19 protein-coding genes are annotated in these 20,290 nt (G+C 63.7%); 8 read left to right on the top strand and 11 right to left on the bottom strand.

Features of this window, described 5'->3' with window-relative positions:
- Positions 1-17: 17 nt before the first annotated feature.
- Entirely contained in the window at positions 18-935 is a 918-nt protein-coding gene (locus ACIQUG_RS24955; protein WP_051659435.1) for a LysR family transcriptional regulator, read from the bottom strand.
- A gap of 320 nt (positions 936-1,255) precedes the next feature.
- Here ACIQUG_RS24955 and ACIQUG_RS24950 point away from each other — a divergent pair, with 320 nt between their 5' ends.
- Both ACIQUG_RS24950 and ACIQUG_RS24945 read left to right on the top strand, forming a co-directional pair.
- The gene (locus ACIQUG_RS24950) at positions 1,256-3,715 is read left to right on the top strand and encodes a penicillin-binding protein 1A (protein WP_402325196.1); all 2,460 of its coding nucleotides are present in this window, start codon (positions 1,256-1,258) and stop codon (positions 3,713-3,715) included.
- A 1-nt stretch (position 3,716) separates the two neighbouring features.
- Entirely contained in the window at positions 3,717-5,453 is a 1,737-nt protein-coding gene (locus ACIQUG_RS24945) for a peptidoglycan D,D-transpeptidase FtsI family protein (RefSeq protein WP_402324796.1), read from the top strand.
- Between the two features lie 52 nt (positions 5,454-5,505).
- Here ACIQUG_RS24945 and ACIQUG_RS24940 read toward each other — a convergent pair whose 3' ends face one another.
- Positions 5,506-6,192 carry a TetR/AcrR family transcriptional regulator gene (locus ACIQUG_RS24940; RefSeq protein WP_192450106.1) on the bottom strand — a complete coding sequence of 229 codons (687 nt, stop codon included), beginning with the start codon at positions 6,190-6,192 and terminating at the stop codon, positions 5,506-5,508.
- Between the two features lie 144 nt (positions 6,193-6,336).
- Between ACIQUG_RS24940 and ACIQUG_RS24935 the strand changes: the two genes are divergently transcribed.
- From ACIQUG_RS24935 to ACIQUG_RS24925, 3 genes are read left to right on the top strand one after another with little or no spacing between them, the layout of a single operon-like run.
- On the top strand, positions 6,337-7,347 hold the full coding sequence (locus ACIQUG_RS24935; RefSeq protein WP_402324795.1) for an efflux RND transporter periplasmic adaptor subunit: 1,011 nt from the start codon (positions 6,337-6,339) through the stop codon (positions 7,345-7,347).
- A 7-nt stretch (positions 7,348-7,354) separates the two neighbouring features.
- Entirely contained in the window at positions 7,355-8,596 is a 1,242-nt protein-coding gene (locus ACIQUG_RS24930) for an ABC transporter permease (protein ID WP_402324793.1), read from the top strand.
- The gene (locus ACIQUG_RS24925) at positions 8,593-9,315 is read left to right on the top strand and encodes an ABC transporter ATP-binding protein (protein ID WP_402324792.1); all 723 of its coding nucleotides are present in this window, start codon (positions 8,593-8,595) and stop codon (positions 9,313-9,315) included. Before ACIQUG_RS24930 ends, ACIQUG_RS24925 begins: the two co-directional genes overlap by 4 nt.
- A gap of 10 nt (positions 9,316-9,325) precedes the next feature.
- Here ACIQUG_RS24925 and ACIQUG_RS24920 read toward each other — a convergent pair whose 3' ends face one another.
- From ACIQUG_RS24920 to ACIQUG_RS24905, 4 genes are all read right to left on the bottom strand, one after another.
- Positions 9,326-11,374 (bottom strand): calcium-binding protein, encoded by a 2,049-nt coding sequence (locus ACIQUG_RS24920; RefSeq protein WP_402324791.1) that lies wholly within the window; start codon positions 11,372-11,374, stop codon positions 9,326-9,328.
- Between the two features lie 366 nt (positions 11,375-11,740).
- On the bottom strand, positions 11,741-12,136 hold the full coding sequence (locus ACIQUG_RS24915; protein ID WP_402324789.1) for a cupin domain-containing protein: 396 nt from the start codon (positions 12,134-12,136) through the stop codon (positions 11,741-11,743).
- 201 nt (positions 12,137-12,337) lie between these two features.
- Complete coding sequence (locus tag ACIQUG_RS24910; protein ID WP_192450101.1) at positions 12,338-12,742, bottom strand: DUF1236 domain-containing protein; 405 nt, start codon at positions 12,740-12,742, stop codon at positions 12,338-12,340.
- 606 nt (positions 12,743-13,348) lie between these two features.
- The gene (locus ACIQUG_RS24905; RefSeq protein WP_034798488.1) at positions 13,349-13,534 is read right to left on the bottom strand and encodes a hypothetical protein; all 186 of its coding nucleotides are present in this window, start codon (positions 13,532-13,534) and stop codon (positions 13,349-13,351) included.
- A gap of 328 nt (positions 13,535-13,862) precedes the next feature.
- Between ACIQUG_RS24905 and minC the strand changes: the two genes are divergently transcribed.
- The 3 genes from minC to minE all read left to right on the top strand — a co-directional run bounded on the left by minC (position 13,863) and on the right by minE (position 15,809).
- On the top strand, positions 13,863-14,621 hold the full coding sequence (gene minC / locus ACIQUG_RS24900) for a septum site-determining protein MinC (protein ID WP_402324788.1): 759 nt from the start codon (positions 13,863-13,865) through the stop codon (positions 14,619-14,621).
- Positions 14,622-14,736: 115 nt separating this feature from the next.
- The gene (gene minD / locus ACIQUG_RS24895) at positions 14,737-15,552 is read left to right on the top strand and encodes a septum site-determining protein MinD (RefSeq protein ID WP_192450099.1); all 816 of its coding nucleotides are present in this window, start codon (positions 14,737-14,739) and stop codon (positions 15,550-15,552) included.
- Positions 15,549-15,809: a cell division topological specificity factor MinE gene (gene minE / locus ACIQUG_RS24890; protein WP_034798387.1), complete on the top strand. Its 261-nt coding sequence runs from the start codon at positions 15,549-15,551 to the stop codon at positions 15,807-15,809. The genes minD and minE overlap by 4 nt, the downstream gene beginning before the upstream one ends.
- 98 nt (positions 15,810-15,907) lie before the next feature.
- Here the strand turns inward: minE and ACIQUG_RS24885 are convergent, their stop codons facing one another.
- From ACIQUG_RS24885 to ACIQUG_RS24865, 5 genes are all read right to left on the bottom strand, one after another.
- Positions 15,908-16,759 (bottom strand): cupin domain-containing protein, encoded by an 852-nt coding sequence (locus ACIQUG_RS24885; RefSeq protein WP_402324787.1) that lies wholly within the window; start codon positions 16,757-16,759, stop codon positions 15,908-15,910.
- 66 nt (positions 16,760-16,825) lie between these two features.
- Positions 16,826-17,386 (bottom strand): TetR/AcrR family transcriptional regulator, encoded by a 561-nt coding sequence (locus ACIQUG_RS24880; RefSeq protein ID WP_402324786.1) that lies wholly within the window; start codon positions 17,384-17,386, stop codon positions 16,826-16,828.
- A gap of 34 nt (positions 17,387-17,420) precedes the next feature.
- Complete coding sequence (locus ACIQUG_RS24875) at positions 17,421-18,506, bottom strand: Gfo/Idh/MocA family protein (RefSeq protein ID WP_402324784.1); 1,086 nt, start codon at positions 18,504-18,506, stop codon at positions 17,421-17,423.
- 34 nt (positions 18,507-18,540) lie between these two features.
- Complete coding sequence (locus ACIQUG_RS24870) at positions 18,541-19,380, bottom strand: carbohydrate ABC transporter permease (RefSeq protein WP_402324783.1); 840 nt, start codon at positions 19,378-19,380, stop codon at positions 18,541-18,543.
- A 1-nt stretch (position 19,381) separates the two neighbouring features.
- Positions 19,382-20,287: a carbohydrate ABC transporter permease gene (locus tag ACIQUG_RS24865; RefSeq protein WP_090296665.1), complete on the bottom strand. Its 906-nt coding sequence runs from the start codon at positions 20,285-20,287 to the stop codon at positions 19,382-19,384.
- Between the last annotated feature and the right edge of the window lie 3 nt (positions 20,288-20,290).

The following is a 20,290-nucleotide window of genomic DNA, read 5'->3' as shown; positions in this document are numbered from 1 at the left end:
GGCCCTGTGGCGGAGGATCAGCCTGCGATAACGTCCGGCGTGGCCGGCAAGGCCGCCGCCTCCTGCTCGGCGGCCGCCGCGAGCCAATCGTGGAAGGCGGTCATCGCCGGCGTGACGGGGCGCGATTTCAGCCGCGTCAGCCAGTAGCTTCCCATCGAGGTATGAACGTCGAAGGGTTGGCGCATCGTGCCGTTCGACAGCAGCCGCGAGAACATCAGCGGCGGCGCCAGTGCCACGCCGATCCCCTGGGCAGCTGCCTCCATCATCGCCAGCGAACTGTCGAAGACGATGCCCTTGAGCAGCGGCGCCGGATAGGCGATGCCGGCTGCATCGAACCAGGTCACCCACTCATCGGCCCGGTAGGACCGGAGCAGCGTCTCGTCGAGCAGATCGGCCGGCGTCTTCAGTCGCTCGGCGATCTCGGGGATGCAAAGCACGGACAAAGGCGCCTCGAAGAGCCGCGTTGCCTCGATATTGTGCCAGGAACCGCCGCCGAAGCGGATGGCGAAATCGAGGCCCTCGGCCGCCATGTCGACGCGGTTGTTGTTGGTGGAAAGACGGACGTCGACAAAGGGATATTTCGCCTGGAAATCGGCGAGCCGCGGCAGCAGCCAGCCGACCGCAAACGTGCCGACGGCGCCGATCATCAGCACTTCGCGGATATGCCCCGCCTCGAAGCGGTCGAGCATGTCCGCCATCCGGTCGAAGCTATCGCGCAGGACCGGCAGCAGCGCCTCGCCCTCGGCCGTGATCATCAGTCCGCGCGGCAGCCGCTTGAACAGGGTCACGTTCAGGCGGTTTTCGAGAAGCTTGACCTGATGGCTGACCGCAGCCTGCGTAACGCAGAGCTCGATCGCTGCGCGGGTAAAGCTCAGATGCCGCGCCGAGGCTTCGAAAGCGCGCAGCGCATTGAGCGGAAGATATGGCCTGACCATGAATGCCCTAACTCACCTAATGGGTCTCGCAAATAAACGTGGTTTGTTGCGCGAGCACAATCCCTTTACGGTGAACTTTATCGGCGGTGCGTGCCGTTGTCCGGCAGCCGCCAACTCAGGAAAGGCGCGGTCAATCGCACCGCTTTCGGAGACCCGATCCATGCGCCGTTTCATCTGGCCCTAGCGGCCGCTGGCACCGTCGCCGAACCCACGTCCGCGGACGTGGGTGTACACCAATACTCCGCTCCGCATGCGCCCACCCGCTGCACGAACGCCCGTGCCGGCGACGCTGCCTGCTGCCATGAAGGTCCGCTCTGCCCATTATGAAGTTCGTCGCAAATCTGCTCGGCACATGCCTCAATCTTACTGTCGTCGTCGCGCTGGCTTCCGCCGCGCTCGTCGCAGCCCTGACGCGGCACCTGCCCGATCACCGCACACTCGCCAACTGGGAGCCGGCGGTGACCAGCCGCCTCTATGCCGCCGACGGCACCATGGTCGCCGAACTCGCGCGGGAGCGCCGGCTGTTCCTGCCCATCGCCACCATCCCCGCCCGTGTGCGCCAGGCGTTCCTCTCCGCCGAGGACAAGAACTTCTACACCCATCCCGGCATCGACGTTGCGAGCATCGGCACGGCGCTGCTCGCCAATCTCGCCAACTACGGCTCCGGTCGGCGCATGATCGGCGGCTCGACGATCACGCAGCAGATCGCCAAGAATTTCCTGCTGACGTCGGACCGCACGGTGGAGCGCAAGCTGCGTGAGGCGATCCTTTCGCTTCGGATCGACCAGACCTATTCCAAGGACCGCATCCTCGAACTCTATCTCAACGACATCTATCTCGGGCGCGGTGCCTATGGCGTGGCGCAGGCGGCACTCACCTATTTCGACAAGCCGGTCAGCGAGCTCTCGGTCGCGGACGCCGCCTTCCTCGCAGCCCTGCCGAAGGCGCCCAACAATTACGACCCGGACCGACAGGCGGAACGGGCCACCGGCCGCCGCAACTGGGTGATCGACCAGATGCGGCAGAACGGCGTCATCGACGCCGCGGCCGCCGCCAAGGCATCCGCCACCCCCCTCGGCGTCAGGCAACGCCAGCAATCGCCCGCGGTCGCGAGTTCCGACTATTTCACCGAGGACGTCCGCCGCCAACTCAACGCCCGGTATGGCGAGGCCGCCCTTTATACGGCCGGCTTCTCGGTACGAACGACACTCGATCCGCGATTGCAGGCGGCGGCCATGGTGGCACTGCGCAAGGGCCTCGTCGCCTATGACCAGGCGAAGGGCTACCGCGGCCCCGTCACCCGGCTGCCCTCGAGCGGAAACTGGGCGGCGGCACTCGCCAAGCTGCAGCCGCTTGCCGACGTGCCGGAATGGCGTCTCGGCGTGGTGCTGGCGACCGACAAGGATGGAGCAGAGATCGGGCTAAGACCGCCGGCTGCGGCACGGAGCGGGGCACTTGGCACCGACGAGACGATCCGCCTTGACCGGTCGGGCATGGCCTGGGCGCTCTGCCGCGCGGCCAAGGCAAAGCGGGGCTGCGCCGCGGGACCGGACGGGGTTCTGGCGCCCGGCGACGTCGTCTATGTGGAAAAGGTGGGCGACGGCTACGTGCTTCGGCAGCCGCCGCTCGTGCAGGGCGCACTCGTCTCGATGGACCCGAACACCGGCCGGGTGCTGGCAGTTGCCGGTGGTTTTTCCTATGCCCAGTCGGAGTTCAACCGCGCAACCCAGGCCTATCGCCAGCCGGGCTCGTCGTTCAAGCCCTTCGTCTATGCCGCCGCCCTCGACAACGGCTATGCGCCGACGACGCTGGTGATGGATGCGCCGATCGCCCTTGCCGATGGCGCCGGGCGGATGTGGAAGCCGAAGAACTACGACGGGCGCTTCAGCGGCCCCTCGACGCTGCGCGTCGGGCTCGAAAACAGCCGCAACCTGATGACCGTGCGCCTTGCGCGCCATCTCGGCATGGATCTGGTCGCCGACTATGGCAAGCGTTTCGGCATCTATGACGAGCTGAAGCCTTACCTGCCGATGTCGCTCGGCGCCGGCGAGACGACGCTGCTCAGGCTGGTCTCGGCCTATGCGGTCATCGCCAATGGCGGCAAGGCCGTCACACCTTCGATGGTCGATCGCATCCAGGATCGTTACGGCCGCACGATCTTTCGCCACGACCAGCGCAAATGCGACGCTTGCTCCGCCTCCGACTGGACCGGCCAGGAAGAGCCCGTGCCCGTGGACGACCGCGACTACGTACTCGATCCGATGACCGCCTATCAGGTGACCTCGATGCTGCGCGGCGTTGTCGAGCGTGGCACCGCCCGAAACGTCGGCGGGCTCGGCGTGCCGATCGCCGGCAAGACCGGCACCACCAATGACGAGAAGGACGTCTGGTTTGTCGGCTACACGCCTAATGTCGTCACGGGTGTCTTCCTCGGCTACGACACGCCGAAGCCGATGGGCTATGGCGAAACCGGCGGTGGCCTTGCCGCACCCATCTTCATCGACTTCATGAAGGTGGCGCTTGCCGGGCGGCCGGCGGCCGATTTCCACGCGCCAACCGGCATGACGGTCGAGGCGATCGACCGGAGGAGTGGCCAGCCGGTGCCGGCGGGCACGCCGGGCGCCATTCTCGAATCCTTCAAGCCGGGCACCGCGCCCTGCGCCGGCGGCTGCCCGGTCATCGACGGCTTCGAGACGGCGAGCACATCGGCAACCGCCGATGCGGACCTTACGCCCGAACAGCGCGAAAAACTTCTCACCAACAGCAGCGGACTTTATTGAGATGGCACGCAAGGTTCAGCCCCGGCCGGATCCCCGCGGTCGCCTTCTCCTCGTCATCGGCGCCTTCGCGCTCGTCTTCGGCCTCATGCTCGCGCGGCTTGTCCAGCTGGGTGTCGCCGACTATGAGCGCACCGGCTACATACCGCCACCGCCATCGCTCGGCCGCCCCTCCATCCTTGACCGCAACGGCAATCTGCTGGCGATCGACGTTCCGAGTTCCGGGCTTTACGCCGAGCCTCGGCTGATCGTCGATGTCGACGAGGCGGTCGAGAAGCTGACCGAGATCTTTCCTGATCTCGACGGGCGCGACCTCTATCGACGCCTGAAGAGCGGTGCGGCCTTTGCCTGGATCAAGCGCCAGGTAACGCCCGCCGAAGAGCAGGCCGTCTGGAACGCCGGCCTTCCGGCGATCGGTTTCCAGCGCGAGAAGCAGCGCTTCTATCCCAACGGTACGCTTGCCGCCCATGTGCTCGGCACCGTCGATATCGACAATATCGGCATCGCCGGGATCGAGCGCTGGATCGAAGGCCAGGGGCTGGAGGTGCTGCGCCAGAGCGGCATGGATCTCTCCCATCGCAATCTCGAGCCGGTCAGCACGACGCTCGATATCCGCATCCAGCACGCGCTCGAGGTCGAGCTGCGCAAGGCGATCGCCAAGTTCAGCGCCAAGGCCGGCGCCGGCCTGGTGCTCGACGTCACCAACGGCGAGATCCTGGCGCTCGTTTCCTACCCGGATTTCGACCCGAACCTGCCTGTCGATGCGCTGAAGCCCGACCGCATCAACCGCATCGCCGCCGCCACCTTCGAAATGGGCTCGACCTTCAAGGCACTGACGACGGCCATGGCGCTCGATTCCGGCCAGTTCACGCTCCGCTCCGTCATCGACGCCAGCAAGCCGCTCGCCTTCGGCCGCTTCCGCATCAACGACTACCGCGGCCAGCATCGACCGCTGACGGTGCCGGAGGCCTTCATCTATTCCTCGAACATCTCGATGGCGAAGATGGCAATCGCGGTCGGCCCAGAAAACCTGCGGGCGTTCCTGACGCGCTTCGGGCAGATGTCGCGGCTGACGACGGAACTGCCGGAAAGCGCCCATCCGCAATTGCCGCGGCGCTGGGGCGAGATCGACACGGCCACCGCGTCCTACGGTCACGGCATCGCCGTGACGCCGCTGCAGGCGAGCGTCGCGGTGGCGGCACTCGTCAACGGCGGGCGTCTCATAAGGCCGACGCTGATCAAGGGCGCGGCGCTCGACGAGCGCATCATCGCGCGCGATCTGATCAAGCCGGAGACCGGCGAGGCGCTGCGCTATCTGCTGCGGCTCAACGCCAAGACCGGCTCGGCCAAGAAGGCGGAGGTCAAAGGCTACTTCATCGGCGGCAAGACCGGCACGGCCGAAAAGGTGGTTGGCGGGCGCTACTCGAAGGAATTGAACATCACCTCCTTCATGGGCGTCGTTCCCGTCGACAATCCGCGCTACCTGCTTCTCACCTTGCTCGACGAGCCCAAGGGTCTGAAAGAGACCTACGGCTTCCGCACCTCCGGCTGGAATGCAGCACCACTGGGCGGCGCGGTGTTCGAACGTATCCTGCCGATGCTCGCCCTGATGCCCGATTTCGAGATCGCCGATGTCAGTTTCCCAGAGATCAGCAGCCAGGGCGCCTTCGGCTCGCAGCTTTTTCCGTCGGCGACGAGCACCGGCGAGCGTAACAGCGGCGCGGTCGACGGAGCGCTTTGATCCCTGTGGCTGCGGTCGGCAATGACGCGCGAGCCGGCTACCGAACTGTCGGCTATGCCTCGAGGAAAGCGCGGGAGAAACCCGGTTCGGTCACTTCGATCGTTCCATCAGGAAGCTTCAGAAAGCGTTCGATGGCCGTGCCGTAGGTTCGCATCCAGCCGTCGAGCATCGCAGCCGCGCCGTCGAGGTCGCCGGCCTCCTGCCGCTGCAGGGCCTTGTGCATCACCTTGGCGACACTCAGCCGCAGTTGCAGCAGCATCAGGGCGGACGCTTCCGGATCGGGCGCGTCGAGCGTTCCGTCCGCATGCCCACGCCGCAGCATCTCGGCGACCAGCGGCAGGCTGACGGTCATCAGCGCCTCGTCGATACGGTGGTAAAGCGCGACGTTTTCGGGCTTGAAGAGGGCGTTGAAGCTGTTCTTCAGCTGCGGCGCCATGTCGAGCTTCAGCCGCCTCGAGCCGGCGAAAAGCGCATTCAACTGTCCGACCGCGTCGAGCGACGGATCCTCGAAAAGCGGCTGCAATTCCTTCAGGTTCCGCGCAGCCAGGCGGGTCGCGACCGCCTCCAGCAGCGCCTCCTTTGAGACGAAATAGTGGTAAAAGGCGCCCTTGGAGACGTTGGCTTCGCGGATGACGTCGTTGACCGTCGTGTTCTCGTAGCCGTGCAGGAAGAACAAACGCTCGGCGCAATCGATCAACTCGTTCGATCGGACTTCCGGCGATTTCTTCGTTCTGACCATGAGCGCTCCCAGAAGGGCGGCTTAGCACGGGTTTGCGGCGCGGTCCACGATGCTGCCGAAGGTCGAGGAAGTCGACGACCTTGAAACAAACCGACCGTCGGTCTATTTATACAGAACGGATAGGAAGCGTTCAAGGAGCGTCTCGTGCGGCTCACTCGTTATGCAATCGGAGCGGCCGTTGTCGTTGCCATCGGTGCGGCGGGCGCCTGGTATTTTCTTCGCCCGGTTCCCGTCTCCGTCATTTCGCCGAAACGCGGCGATGCGGCGGAGATCATCTATGCCGATGGCGTGGTCGAGCCGCGCACCTGGGCAAAAGTCACGCCGACAGTCGCCGAGCGCATTGTCGAGCAGTGCAATTGCGAGGGGCAGCGCGTCGCCAAGGGCGACGTGCTAGCCCGTCTCGACGACACCGAGGCGCGAGCGGCGCTCGGCGAACTGCAGGCGCGACTGACGCTGGCGCAGGAGGAATACCGCCGCAAGCTGGCGCTCGCCGAGCGCAGCACGATCAGCGAACAGGAGGTCGACCGGGCGCGCAGCGAACTCGGCCAGCTCGAAGCGCTCGTTGCCGGCCGCCAGGCGCGGCTCGCGACCTATGTGCTGCGCGCACCGAGCGCCGGACAGGTGCTTCGGCAGGACGGCGAGATCGGCGAGGTCGCAGATCTCGGCACCGTGCTCTTCTGGGTCGGGGAGCCGAAGCCGCTGATCGTGACCGCCGACGTCAACGAAGAGGATATCCCACGCGTCGAAGTCGGCCAGCAGGCGCTGCTCCGATCGGATGCCTTCCCCGATCGCAAGCTGGAAGCGACGGTCGACAGCATCACGCCCAAGGGTGATCCTGTAACGAAGACCTATCGCGTGCGCTTTCGGCTGCCCGACGACACGCCACTTCGGATCGGCATGTCGACCGACGTCAACATCATCGTGCGGGTCGCCAAGGGCGCCTTGATCATCCCGACCGTGGCGCTGGAGGGAACGAAGGCCGCCGTGATCGACGGCAATCGCGCCCGGATCCGTGAGCTGAAAACGGGCATCCGCGGCGCCGACGGCGTCGAGATCCTCTCCGACCTCGAAGACGACGCGCGCATCGTCTCGCCCTTCCCGACCGGCCTTGCCGACGGCACGCGGGTGAAGGCCACCCCTGCCCCAGAGAAATGAGCCCGTCATGCGCCTCATCCTCGACATCGCACTGACGCACATCTCCGGCCGGGGCCGGCAGACGATCGTTGCGATGCTGGGTGTGGCGGTCGGTGTCGGCTTCTCCATTGCCATGGCAGCGTTGATGCAGGGCGGCCAAGACGACTTCGTCCGCCAACTCGTCGACACCATGCCGCATGTGCAGGTGACCGACGAGCAGCGCACGGCGCGCCGCCAGCCGGCAGAAGACCTTTTCGATGCCGCCGCCATTTCCGGCTTGAGACCACGCGACGACCGCCGCGGCATCATCAACCCGACGGCAGCCCTCTCCTGGCTCGACGGCTGGGTTCCCGGCCGCTTTGCCGCCACCCTCAAGACGCAGGGCGTGCTTCGCTATTCCGGCCAGGAGGTGGGCGCCGTCGTCATCGGCATCGATCCGCAGGCGGAGCCGCGGGTCTCGCCGATCATCGGAGACTTCAAGGCGGGCAGTTTCGCAGCCCTTGCCGCCGGCGGCAACAATGTGGTGATCGGCGATACCATGGCCGCCCGGCTCGGCGCCAAGCTCGGCGACACGATCACCGCCGTCTCTTCGGAAGGGCTCAGCCGCCGCTTCAAGATCGTCGGTCTCTTCCACACCGGCACGACCGCCCGCGACGAGGGCGAGGCCTATGTGCTGCAGAAAAACGCGCAGATCCTCTCGGCCCGGCCGAACGCGATCAACGTGATCAATATCAAGCTCGACGATCCGAACGCCGCCCCGGCGGTCGCGCGGCGCATCGAGGCGGAGCTTGGCTACAAGGCCGTTGCCTGGCAGGAAGCCAACGAGTCCATCCTCGAGGCGCTCGTCGTGCGCAACGTCATCATGTACACGGTCGTCGCCGCGATCATGCTGGTCGCCGGCTTCGGCATCTTCAACATCATCTCGACGATCACGCACGAAAAAGCGCGCGACATCGCCATCATGAAGTCGCTCGGCTTCACCGAGGCCGACATGCGCATCCTCTTCGTACTGGAAGGCGTGGCCATCGCTATAGCCGGCACGCTTCTCGGCTGGGCGTTCGGTTTCGCAATGATCTACGCGCTCTCGCTCGTCCGTTTCGAACTCGCGGCCACTGGCCAGGAAATGACCCGGCTGCCGATTGCCTGGAGCATGCTGCACTATCTGATCGCCGCCACCTTCGCACTTGGATCGGCAGCGGTCGCCGGCTACCTGCCGGCCCGGCGCGCCGCCCGCGCCAATCCCGTCGACATCATCCGGGGCGCAACATGAGCACGCTGATCGAAACCAAGGATCTGACACGAATACTCAAGGAGACTGTGCCGGTCACGCTGGTGAAGGACATCACCTTGAGCATCGGCGAGCGGGAATTTGTCGCCGTCACCGGCCCATCCGGTTCCGGCAAATCGTCGCTTCTCTATTTGCTCGGCCTGCTAGACCGGCCGACCGGCGGCACACTTTCGATCCGCGGTCGCGATACGGCGCAGATGGACGAGGACGAACGGGCCTCCACGCGGCTCGCCAATATCGGCTTCGTCTTCCAGTTTCACTTCCTGCTGCCGGAATTTACCGCCCGCGAGAACGTCGAGATCCCGATGCGCAAGCTCGGTCGCCTTGGCCGGAGCGAGATGCGGGAGAAGGCAGGCGAGTTGCTTGCCGCACTCGGGCTCGCCGATCACCTGGACAAGCGGCCGGACCAGCTTTCGGGCGGCCAGCGCCAACGCGTCGCGGTCGCCCGTGCGCTCGCCAACGATCCGCCGCTGATCCTCGCCGACGAACCGACCGGCAGCCTCGACAGCAAGAGCTCCGAGCAGGTCTTCAGGATCCTGGAAACGCTGGTGCGCGACGAGGGCAAGACCGTGGTCGCGGTCACTCATGACCTGGACATGGCCGCGCGCATGGACCGGCGCCTTCACCTTATCGATGGGCGCCTGACCACGGAGGCCGACGATGCCGCACCCAAAGACGAAGGTGCGGCAGCGGAGGTCTGACGACGGAGCCTCAGCCGAAGACGAGATCGCTCTCCGAGAGCACCGAGAGCGAGACATCCTCGATCAGAATGCCTTCGGTCTCAGAGCCATTGAAGGAGACGAAGACGCCATCGGCCGTATCGCGCGCCGCGGCCAGGAAATCGGCATAGCTGTGAATACCCGTCGTGTCCTGGGCCTCGTCGGAAAAGGCGATGCGATCACCCTGCCGACCATCGAAATCGAGAATGCGGTCGAGGCCTGCCTCGCCGGAGGTTTCCGACGACCAGGAAAAGATGTCGGCGCCGCGACCGCCCGTCAGCACATCGCTGCCGTTGCCGCCGCTCAACAGATCGTTCTCGGAGCCGCCATCGAGGAAATCCGCCCCGTCGCCACCGAAAAGTTGGTCGTTTTCCGACGCCCCGCTCAGCCTGTCGTCGCCGCCGCGCCCGTCGAGGATATCGTTGCCGCTCGAAGAATAGAAGGTGTCGTTGTCGTCACCGCCGCGCAACACATCGTCGTAGCCCCCGCTCGAGACGTTGAAATATTCGATACCGGTGAAGGTCAGGCCGGTATGGGTTAGACCCCGTGCCGCGTCGAAGTCCATCGCCTCCGGCAGGCCGCCATAGTTGAGGTTCAGGAGATCCCGGCCCTCGCCGCCATCGACCTCGCCGAGGTAGCGGGCATTGATCGTGTCATTGCCCGCGCCGCCACGCAGGATCGACGCGACGCCGAGGCTGCCGCTGCCGGGGAAGGTGTCCTGCAGCCAGTCGTCTCCGGCCCCGCCATCGAGCACGTCGCTGCCGCCGGTATTGGCAAGCGTGTCCCTTCCGTCGCCGCCATAGGCCACGTCGTCGCCGGCGCCGGTGACGATCGTGTCGTTTCCGGCACCCCCGTGAATGTAATCGTTGCCGTCTTCACCATAAAGCGCATCCGCCCCGGCGCCGCCTTCGAGATGATCGTTTCCAGCGCCGGCTTCGACCACGAGATAGGTCAGATCGCCGGCGATGACCCGATCGCTGCCGCTGCCGAGCATGAGGCTCGCCTCCTCGATGCCGTTAATGACCGTGCCAGTCGAGGCGCGTCCGGCGGAAAAGTCGATCGTCAGGTCGCTCGTGCGCTGTGTTTCCTTGATCCATAGCCAGTCCTGGCCCGCCCCACCGTCGATTTCTGCCGAATAGAGCGTCGAGGTGATCTGGTCGCGGCCGTCACCGCCAAACAGACGATTGGCGCCGAGCCCGTCAATGATCGTATCGTCGCCGGCACCCGCATCGACGAAGTCGTTGCCGCCGCCGGTCTGGATGACATCGGAAAGGGTACTCCCGAGGATCCGGTCGTTGCCGCTTCCCGTCGTCACTTCGATCTTTTCGATGCCGTCATAGGTGACGAAGATGTGCCGCTCGCCCGCTGCCTGGTAACCGATGATGCCGTGGCCGTTTTCCAGGTTGAAGACGACCGGGGCTTTGGCGGCGACGAGATCGATGGCCAGCGTATCGGTGCCGCTGCCACCGGAAACGGTGCTGCCGGTACCGATGAGAACGAAGCGGTCGTTGCCCGCGCCGCCATCGAGACGGTCGTGACCGCCGCTGTTGGTGATGAGATCGTTTCCGCCACCGGCGTAGACGACATCGTTGCCGGCGCCGGTCGAGATGTTGTCGCCCGAGGCGGTACCGGCGATCCTGTCGTCGCCGCTGCCGGCAAGCACCCGCAGCCACTCGATATCGTGGAAGAAGACGTGGCCCCCGGCGACGTCGGGATCGCCGACATAACCGTGGCCGGCCGCGCCGTTGAACACCATCTTCTGCGAGGTCTGCGAGAAATCGACCACGAGACCGTCATAGCCGGCCCCTCCGGTGACCGCGCCACCCGTCCCGTTGAGCACGATCTGGTCGTCGTCGGCGCCGCCGTCGAGCCGATCGTAGCCACTCGAGCTGATGAGGGTATCGCGCCCGCCGCCGCCGCTGACGAAATCATCACCAGCGCCGCCATCGATCGTGTCGGCGCCGAACAGCCCCCAGATTCGGTCGCTTTCCCCGGTCCCCTTCAAAACGTCGTTCCCATAGGAACCTACGATCCTCGCCATGCGATCACTCCCCTTCAAACGATTTTCAAAAATACTTTGCTGTACGAATGTTAATTCGTCGCATTGGACTGTATGTGCATAAATACGTAAAGCAATGCCGAAATAAATACTTGAATTAACAGCAATATAATTCGAGATTTATATTAGATATTTCGCGCGTATATTTTCATCGCGGTCGCATTGCCGGACAACCGCCGTGGCCTTGCCGCGAGTCCCGGGCGCGAGCTTTCGGAAAATACAGGACTCAAGCCACGCACCGTGAGAGCCACTCGTTTGCGGACACGACGAATTTTGCCAGCGCTTAAGAGGAGTGATGGCGCAGCGCGCCCACTGGGAGGTGGCGGCCTGACGCGGTTGCGGCCTACGCTATTCCCGCATCGATGCGCTTGCCCAGCGCCTCGTCGCTTGCGCGGCGCCGTCGAAGCTGGCCTCGAAGGCCGCGGATGCGAGCACGGCGCGAATGTGGAGCGTTTCGCCGCCGACATTGGCAAAGCCGTGCCGACGTCGTTTCGGCACGATCAGCGATTGATGGGCGGTGAGAAGGACGCGTTCGTCGTCGATCCACATTTCCGCCTGCCCCGCGACCACCGTCAGTACCTCTTCGACAGGATGGCTATGGGTGGGCGCGCCGGCGCCGGGCGCGATCCATTGCTCGAACAGACACAGTCCGGAAGCACCGTTGAGCGCGGAGATGAGCATGCGGGTCTCGACGCCCGGGCGCCACGTCTCGATCGGCCAGTTCTCGTGCGCGATAGCTCCCATGACGTGCTTCCCCGTCGATGAAATCCAAGCTGCAGAGTATCAGTTCTTGCCAATCGACACGACCGATCGGTCATTCTCAGTCGCCCGTATGGCGAACAAGCTGCGCTTGATACCTCCCCTTGCCAACAGCTGGGCAGAAGGAAGGGGCGGCGCGAAACGCCACCCCTTCTTCAGAGACTACGGTGTAAAAGCCGCCTGCGATCAGTTGATGACCTGGACGACCGTTCTCGACTGCGGCTCGACGATCACGCGGTGCTCATTGACGACCGCATAGGCGTAGCGCGGATTGTCCGGTACGGGCGTCAGGACGACGGCCTGCGGGATGGGTTTACCGATCACCACCTGCTCCTGAACCACCACCGAAGGCGGTGCGGGCTGCTGTTCGACATAGGTGATGACTTCCGGCGGCGGCGGCGTCAGCGCTCCACCGAGCGCGCCACCGACCACGGCGCCTACGCCGGCACCGATCGGCCCACCGACAACGGCACCCGCCGTCGCGCCGCCAACGATACCTGCGGCCGTGCCAGCCTTCTGGTTGGCATCCTCAGCAAATGCGGATCCTGCCACCAAAGAAACAACAGCCGCGGCGATTACAAGCTTCTTCATGATCTCATCCTTTCGTTCGATCACGACATCAACGAAAGGAATAATAAATTGTTCCGAATTCGCGCCGATTTCGGCGAATCACGCTTGATGACTTTCGTTAACAATCAAACAATTATCGGCTTAAAAGTCAGGAAACCGCGCAACGTATCGGTAAATTCCGATTCTATACTATAAATAATGAGGATTCATTTCCAACCGGATAAAAATCCACTTCGGGCGCTCAAGGCAACACACTTGCCCCGCCAGGCTTTCTGCCCACGCCGCCCCATCAGTCCCGAGGCAACCGGCCAAGAAGCAGTTTGTTCCCTTCCCTGTTGCCGCAGCGTACGCATTTCAATGCCGGGCCGATGGAATTGAGAGAGACGCCCCATCCGCGCCTGTTTGCAATAAGGCGGCGATCGATCCGCCCCTGGTGCCGGCAGTTCCCGCATTTCGCTACGAGCACATACCATTCCGGCAAGAGTTCCAGGGTCGCCCCGTAGTCGGCGGCGTCTTCGCGCGGCATCAGGTCGATGCTTCGACGATGCCTCATGTTCATTCCTCTCGAAGCCTCGGCTCGCTTCGTAGGTCATCCAGCCACGGGGCCTGAAGCGGTCGGCGCTTTCGTCAGCGGGCGGAACCGTCGAGCCGAAGCGAAAGCTGGACACCGCCACGCTTCAGCCGCGGCAATGGCGGCGCCATGTCGATGCGGCCGAAGGTGCGCTTGCGCCATTCGGCCTCGCGTTCCCGCTTCTTGCGGGCGGCCGCAACGGCGGCCATGGCTCGTTCGATCACTTCTTCCGTGTGGGTCATGGTCTCCATCCGATTCATGGGAACCTCCGTTTTGTTCTTGTTATGTTCTTATTTTAGCGTTCCAATGTCAACTCCCCTTAGGGGGCCGGACGAATCGCTCTTGCCTCATCGACGCTTTCTGCGTCTCCCGGCGCCGGGCGCCGCGTCTGATCGGCCGAAACCAGGGCACCGATGGGCAAAAGAGCAGCTTTTTCCGCCGCCCGATTTTCCTTGTTTTCCAGCGTTCGGCGACCGGTCCTCAAGGCCGCCTCATTAACCTTCGCATTGCCGAATTAACCATTTGTTAACCATTTGATCGATACACCGAAGCAACGGAAAATTTACCAAGATGAACGATGTGTTAACCGAATCCCGGCCGATCCGCCTCAAGGGGCGATCCTTCCTTGCGCTAGCGCTGACCCCCGAGCTTCCGCTCGAGGATTGGCTCACCCGCCTCGACCATCTCGCCTCCCGCTCCGCCGGTTTCTTCCTGCGGCGCCCGGTGGTGCTCGACGTCGATGGCCTTGATATCGACCGGTCGCAACTGCGCGAACTCGTCGACCAGCTCGGCAAGCGCAATGTGCGTATCATGGGCATCGAAGGTGCGCGTCAGTCTCTGCTCGGCGCCGACCTTCCGCCCGCGATGACCGACGGTCGCCCAGCGGCGGACTACGAAGCCAAGATGGCGGAACAGGCCGAAAAGACCGAGGTGCCGGAAGCGGAAGCCGAAGCAGGCGCGGAGACGGTGATCACGGCAGAGCCGGTTGCCGCCAAGGCGACACCGTCGATCGTGGTCACCCAGCCGGTACGCTCCGGCCAGTCGCTGTTCTTCCCCGAAGGCGACGTGACGATTATCGGCTCGGTCGCCTCGGGCGCCGAAGTCGTCGCCGGCGGCTCGATCCACATCTACGGCGCGCTGCGCGGCCGGGCGATGGCCGGCACCACGGGCAATGCCTCGGCGCGGATCTTCTGCCGCAAGCTCGAAGCGGAACTGATTGCGATCGACGGCTTCTACAAGACGGCCGACGACATGGAGCAGAACCTGCGCGGCAAGGCCGTGCAGATCTGGCTCGACGGCGAAGAGCTGAAGGCGGGAACGCTCGGTTAGGCCGAGGCAAGGAAGGGTGTGGATGCTGGCCATCCGCATCTGGTGATTCAGGTCGATCCGGCCGGGGTCACGAGGACGTAGGCGAAGGCGAATTCACAGATACTTGGAGAGACGAATGGGCAAGGTAGTCGTAGTTACATCGGGCAAGGGCGGCGTCGGCAAGACGACGTCCAGCGCCGCACTGGGCGCCGCACTCGCTCAGAACGGCGAGAAAGTCGTCGTCGTGGACTTTGACGTCGGTCTGCGCAATCTCGACCTCGTCATGGGCGCGGAACGCCGCGTCGTCTATGATCTGGTCAACGTGATCCAGGGCGAGGCCAAGCTGTCGCAGGCGCTGATCCGCGACAAGCGCCTGGAAACGCTCTATTTGCTGCCGGCCTCCCAGACCCGCGACAAGGACAATCTGACGCCGGAAGGTGTCGAGAAGGTCATCGCCGCCCTTCAGAGCGCCTTCGACTGGGTCATCTGCGACAGCCCAGCCGGCATCGAGCGCGGCGCGACGCTGGCCATGCGTCATGCCGACATCGCGATCGTCGTCACCAACCCGGAAGTCTCGTCGGTGCGCGATTCCGATCGCATTATCGGCCTGCTCGATTCCAAGACCCTCAAGGCCGAAAACGGCGAGCGCATGGAAAAGCACCTGCTGCTCACCCGCTACGACCCGATCCGCGCCGAGCGCGGCGATATGCTGAAGGTCGACGACGTCTTGGAAATCCTGTCGATCCCGCTGATGGGCATCATCCCGGAAAGCGCCGACGTGCTGCGCGCCTCCAACGTCGGTTCGCCGGTGACGCTCGCCGACAACCGTTGCGCGCCGGCACTCGCCTACTTCGACGCGGCGCGCCGGCTTAAAGGCGAAGCCCTGCCGATCACCATCCCCGGCGAGAAGCGCAGCTTCCTCGGCAAGATTTTCGGAAGGAAAGCGGCATGAACCTTTTCCGTTTCTTCTCCCGCACCCAGTCAGCGCCGGCCGCCCGCGAACGGCTGCAGGTGCTGCTCGCCCATGAGCGCGCATCCGCCGGCGATAGCGATCTCGTCACCAAACTGCGCGACGAGATCCTCCAGGCGATCTCCAAGCACATGCAGATCGACGACGACAAGGTCCGCGTGACGATGGAGCGCGGCCCCCAGGTCTCGACGCTCGCCGTCGACATCGAAATCCCCTTCGATGCAAAGAAGGCGGCCTAAGGGCCGCCGACTGGTTTCGGAAGCAACGTCTTTCAGCGTCCTTCCTGTTTTCAGATACGGCAGTATCCAGCGGGTATTGCCGTATTTTTTGTTCGAGATCAGTATTCCGGCGCCACGCCGAAGACGAACTCCACCTTGTCGCCGGTCATGTTGAAATACTGGTGATCGAAACCCGCCGGAATGTAGAAGCCGTCGCGCGGGTTGAGCTCGAACCAGACCTGGCCTTCGGCATCCGGCACATGGATGTTCAGGGTACCCGACACCACGTAAAGGCATTCGTCACCCTTGTGGCGCTCCATGCCGGTGCGTTTGCCCGAAAGCAGCGTCGTCTTGCCGACGGTCAGCTGATCGGTCGCGCAGTAGAGGCCGGTATAGGCGCCCTGCGTTTGTCGATCGAGGCTCAGGAGCAGATCGGCATCGCGCATCGGATGGATTGTCCTGGCCTTGCGCTGCGCTTCCGCCTCCATCGGCCAGCGGCGGATGAATTCGCTTTGGCCATAACGCGATTGCTCGATCTCGATATAGGGCTTGGTTCGCGCATAGGGGCCTGACGTACCCTTGGCCGGCGGTGGCGCGAAGAACTCCAGCACGCGGACCTGCTCGTTGCCGAGGTTGAAGCCGTGGTGCCAGGTATCCTTGCGGAAGAACAGCGCCTCGCCTTCCTTGGCGATGCAGAACTCACCCGTCTCGGGATTGGCGAGACCGAGCGTGCCGGAGAGCACGTAGAGAACCTCGTCCGCCCCGAAAATCGTGCGGAAGGCCTCCGTATGCTTGAAGCAGCCGCCGGGCTGCATGCCGAAGACGATCTGGTGGATGCTTTCGGTCGAGGCATAGATCCAGTCGTCGACGAGACCGGCATTTTCCTCGCCCCAGAGATGGCGCGTGACACCGGCATAGGGGATGTGGCTGGGACGATCGAAGACGGGACGGGGAGACGGCTTGTAACCCATCGGAAAACTCCTTGATTTTGGCGCGAAGCGGCGCGCCGATGTGGGGATGTCTGCGCGCGAAGCGCGCTACTTCGGTGTTGCGTGCGTGCGCTCCAGCAGGCGGGCGGTGACGGCACGCTTCATCTCGGGGTCGAGGTGCATGACGTTGAAGACCTCCGCCAGCCACATGCCCTCGACCGCCAGTCGCGTGATCGTCGCTTCGACCGGATCGAGGCCGTCGTTTTCGACGGATGCCTGGCAACGGATATTCTGCTGGCGCACGATCTCAAGAAGGTCGGGAAAGTTCGACAAGGCGGCAGTGATGCTGGCACCCAGGCGATCGTACTGATCGCCGGTGCTGGTGGCCTCGCCAAGCGTGGCGCGCACATAGGCGCGGGTATAGCGGCCATGCGGGTCCTCGTCCTCGGTTTCGAGGCCGGAGAGACCGGTCTCGAAACGGTAGACGAAACGCTCGACCATTGCCCGCACCAGCGCGTCTTTGCTGGCGAAGTGGTAGAGGATGCCGCCCTTGCTGAGGCCGGTCTGCTCCGCCACTTCGTCGAAGGTGAGGGATGACACGCCCTTGCCGACGACGATCGCTTCGGCGGCGGTGAGGATGCGGTCACGTGCGGTTTCGCGTTTTGCCATGTCGATACAACTCTAGTGTGTGAAACGTGTCCTGCTATAGCCCCGAACTCTCGCGCAGGCGACCGACGATCTCGGCCATCAACGCCAGATCCTGACGCGAGTCCGACAACGTCGTCTTCGGCTTTGTGCCGTTGACGAGATGATCGTGGAAGGCCCGCAGCTCCAAGGCGAAGGGATCGGTGTAATCAGGGCCGAAAGTGCGCGTTTCGGTTTCGGTATCGGTGCTGTCGATCACCTCGAGCGAAGTCGGCAGGTTGCGGATATAGGGCGTGTCGTAGCTGACGCGCAGCTGACGGCGATCGGACAGCACCTCGATGCGGGCATCGAAACGAGCGACGTTGTCGATCATCGCCTCGTAGATCGCGGTGAAGTGACCGTAGTCGAACAGCGCGACAATGGACTCGCCGTTGCACTTGTGATGGGCGGCGATCACCCGCTTCGGCAGGCCGATCAGTTCGCGCATCGCCGAAAGGCTGTGTGACGAAAGTCCGGTCAGCACCTGATAGGCGCGCATCAGATCGGCCGGCGCATCATCGCCAACCACCTGCTTCAAAAGCGCCGTTGTCTGCGCCCGGGAATCCGCCAGGAACGCGGCGTCGAGATCATCAGGATAGAAGATGTTCCGCGTCTGGCGAATGAAGAACGGGCCTTCGCAGATGATGTCGCGGACGCGGACGTAACGCACGTCGCTCGTAGCCGGCATCATCGCCTTGGCGCGCAGGAAGCTTGGCGAATAGCGGCGCATATAGGCAACGAAGAGCAGCCGGTCGGTGGCATCCGCCAGCGGCGCGACCGCGTCGATTTCGCCGAGCGTCAGGCAGGCGGGCTTTTCCAGGAAGACGTGCTTCTTCGCCTTCAGCGCCATCTCCAGATAGAAGCTGTGCGTCTGGTCCGGCGTCAGGATGAAGACGGCATCGATGTCAGGTGCAGAGACGAGCGCTTCCGCCGTCTCATATTTCTTTGCGCCGGGATAACGGGCCGAGCAATAGGCCGTCAGGCTCGGCGAGACGTCATAGACGCCGGCGATTTCGAAGAGATGGCGATGATCGGCCAGGATCGGTAGATGCATGAGCTGGCTGACTTCGCCAAGCCCGATCAAACCAACACGAACGACACGCATGTGAGTACCCTTTCCGCCTCGAATGGAGGCCATTTCAACCCTTGACCGCACCGGCCGTCAGGCCGGAGACGATGTGTTTCTGGAATATCAGCGCGAGAATGATCAGCGGCACCGTGACAATGGTCGAGGCGGCCATGATCGCCCCATAGGGGAACTCGTAGCGGCTCGACCCGGAGATCAAAGCGATCGCCACCGGCACGGTGCGGTTCTCGTCGGTGAGAATGAAGGTCAGCGCGAACATGAACTCGTTCCACGAGGCGATGAAGGCGAGAAGCCCCGTCGAGATCAGCGCCGGCCCCATCATCGGCAGGAAGATGCAGCGCACGATGCGCAGCGGCGAGCAGCCGTCCATAATCGCCGCCTCTTCGATCTGCTTCGGCAGGTCACGCATGAAGGTGGTCAGCACCCAGATGTTGAAGGGCAGCGTGAAGATCATATAGGCGAAGATCAGCGAGCCGATCGTGTTGTAAAGCCCGAGCCAGCGGATCATCTCGAAGAGCCCAGAAAGCAGCGCGATTTGCGGGAACATCGAGACCGCGAGCACCAGCAGCATGATCGGCGAGCGGCCGCGGAAATCGATGCGGCCGAGCGCATAGGCCGCGCCGACCGCCAGAAGCAGCGACAGCGCCACGACCGAGAAGGCGACGATCAGCGAGTTCAGCAACGAGCGCAGGAAGACGCCGTCGGAGAGGATCGCCGCGTAATTGTTGAACTTCAGGTCGGGCAAGAAGGTGACGTCGAAGATCGCCTGGCCCGACTTCATCGACGAGGCGATCATCCAATAGAACGGAAACAGCGTATAGAGCGCGACGATGGCGAAGAGGGAGTAGATCGCGACCTTGTGCAGGCGTTTGCCGGTGTTGCTCCTGACCATGTCAAACTCCCATGAGGCGGCGATTGAGACGGAAGACGGTGACGTAGATGGCCGTCACCAGCGCGATCATCAGAAAGACGGCGGTGCTGGCGGCCGAGCCGACGCCCATGTCCTGGAAGTTGACCAGCACTTCGCGGGCATAGATCGAGACCGTCTTGGTGTCGTCGCTGTTGGAGGAGAGCACATAGCTCAGGTCGAACATGCGCAGCGCGTCGAGCAGGCGGAAGAGCACGGCGACGGCGATGCTCGGGGCAAGCAGCGGCAGCGTCAGCGAGGTAAATTGCTTCCATGCCGGCACGCCATCGATCGAGGCGGCCTCATAGATGCCGCGCGGCAGCATCGACAACCCCGCAAGGATCAAGAGCACCATGAAGGGCGTGGTGATCCAGACGTCTACCGCGATGATCACGGGCATCACCAGCGCCGAATTGGCAGTCCAGGCGACCCCACTCTCAATCACGCCGGCAAGCTTCAGCACGTGATTCACGATGCCGAACTGATCGTGCAGCATCCATTGCCACATGCGCGCACTGACGACGACCGGGATCGACCAGGGGATCAGGATGATCGCGCGCATCATGCCGCGCCCGGCGATATGAGAATTGAGAAGCAGCGCGATCGTGAGACCCAGAACGGTCTCGATCGACACGGAAATGACCGTGAAATAGAGCGTGTTGCGGACCGACTGCCACCAGAGCGGATCCTCGAACAGCGCATAGTAGTTGTCGAAACCGACATAGCTGTAAAAGTCCGGCTCGGTGAGCAGGGCGTCGGTAAAGGAAAAGAGGAAGGTGCGGCCGAGCGGCCAGAGCGCCACGCCGGTGAGGACAAGCAGGCTTGGCGCGAGAAACAGCCAAGCGGTACGAACGCGCGCCTGCCGCAGTCCTGTTGATCGTGAACCCGCCATCAT

Origin of the sequence: Ensifer sp. NPDC090286 (genome assembly GCF_044769565.1) — a bacterium.
Lineage (GTDB): Bacteria > Pseudomonadota > Alphaproteobacteria > Rhizobiales > Rhizobiaceae > Ensifer.
Note: the sequence above shows the minus strand (reverse complement) of the source record. Positions and strands in the feature narration are given on the sequence as shown.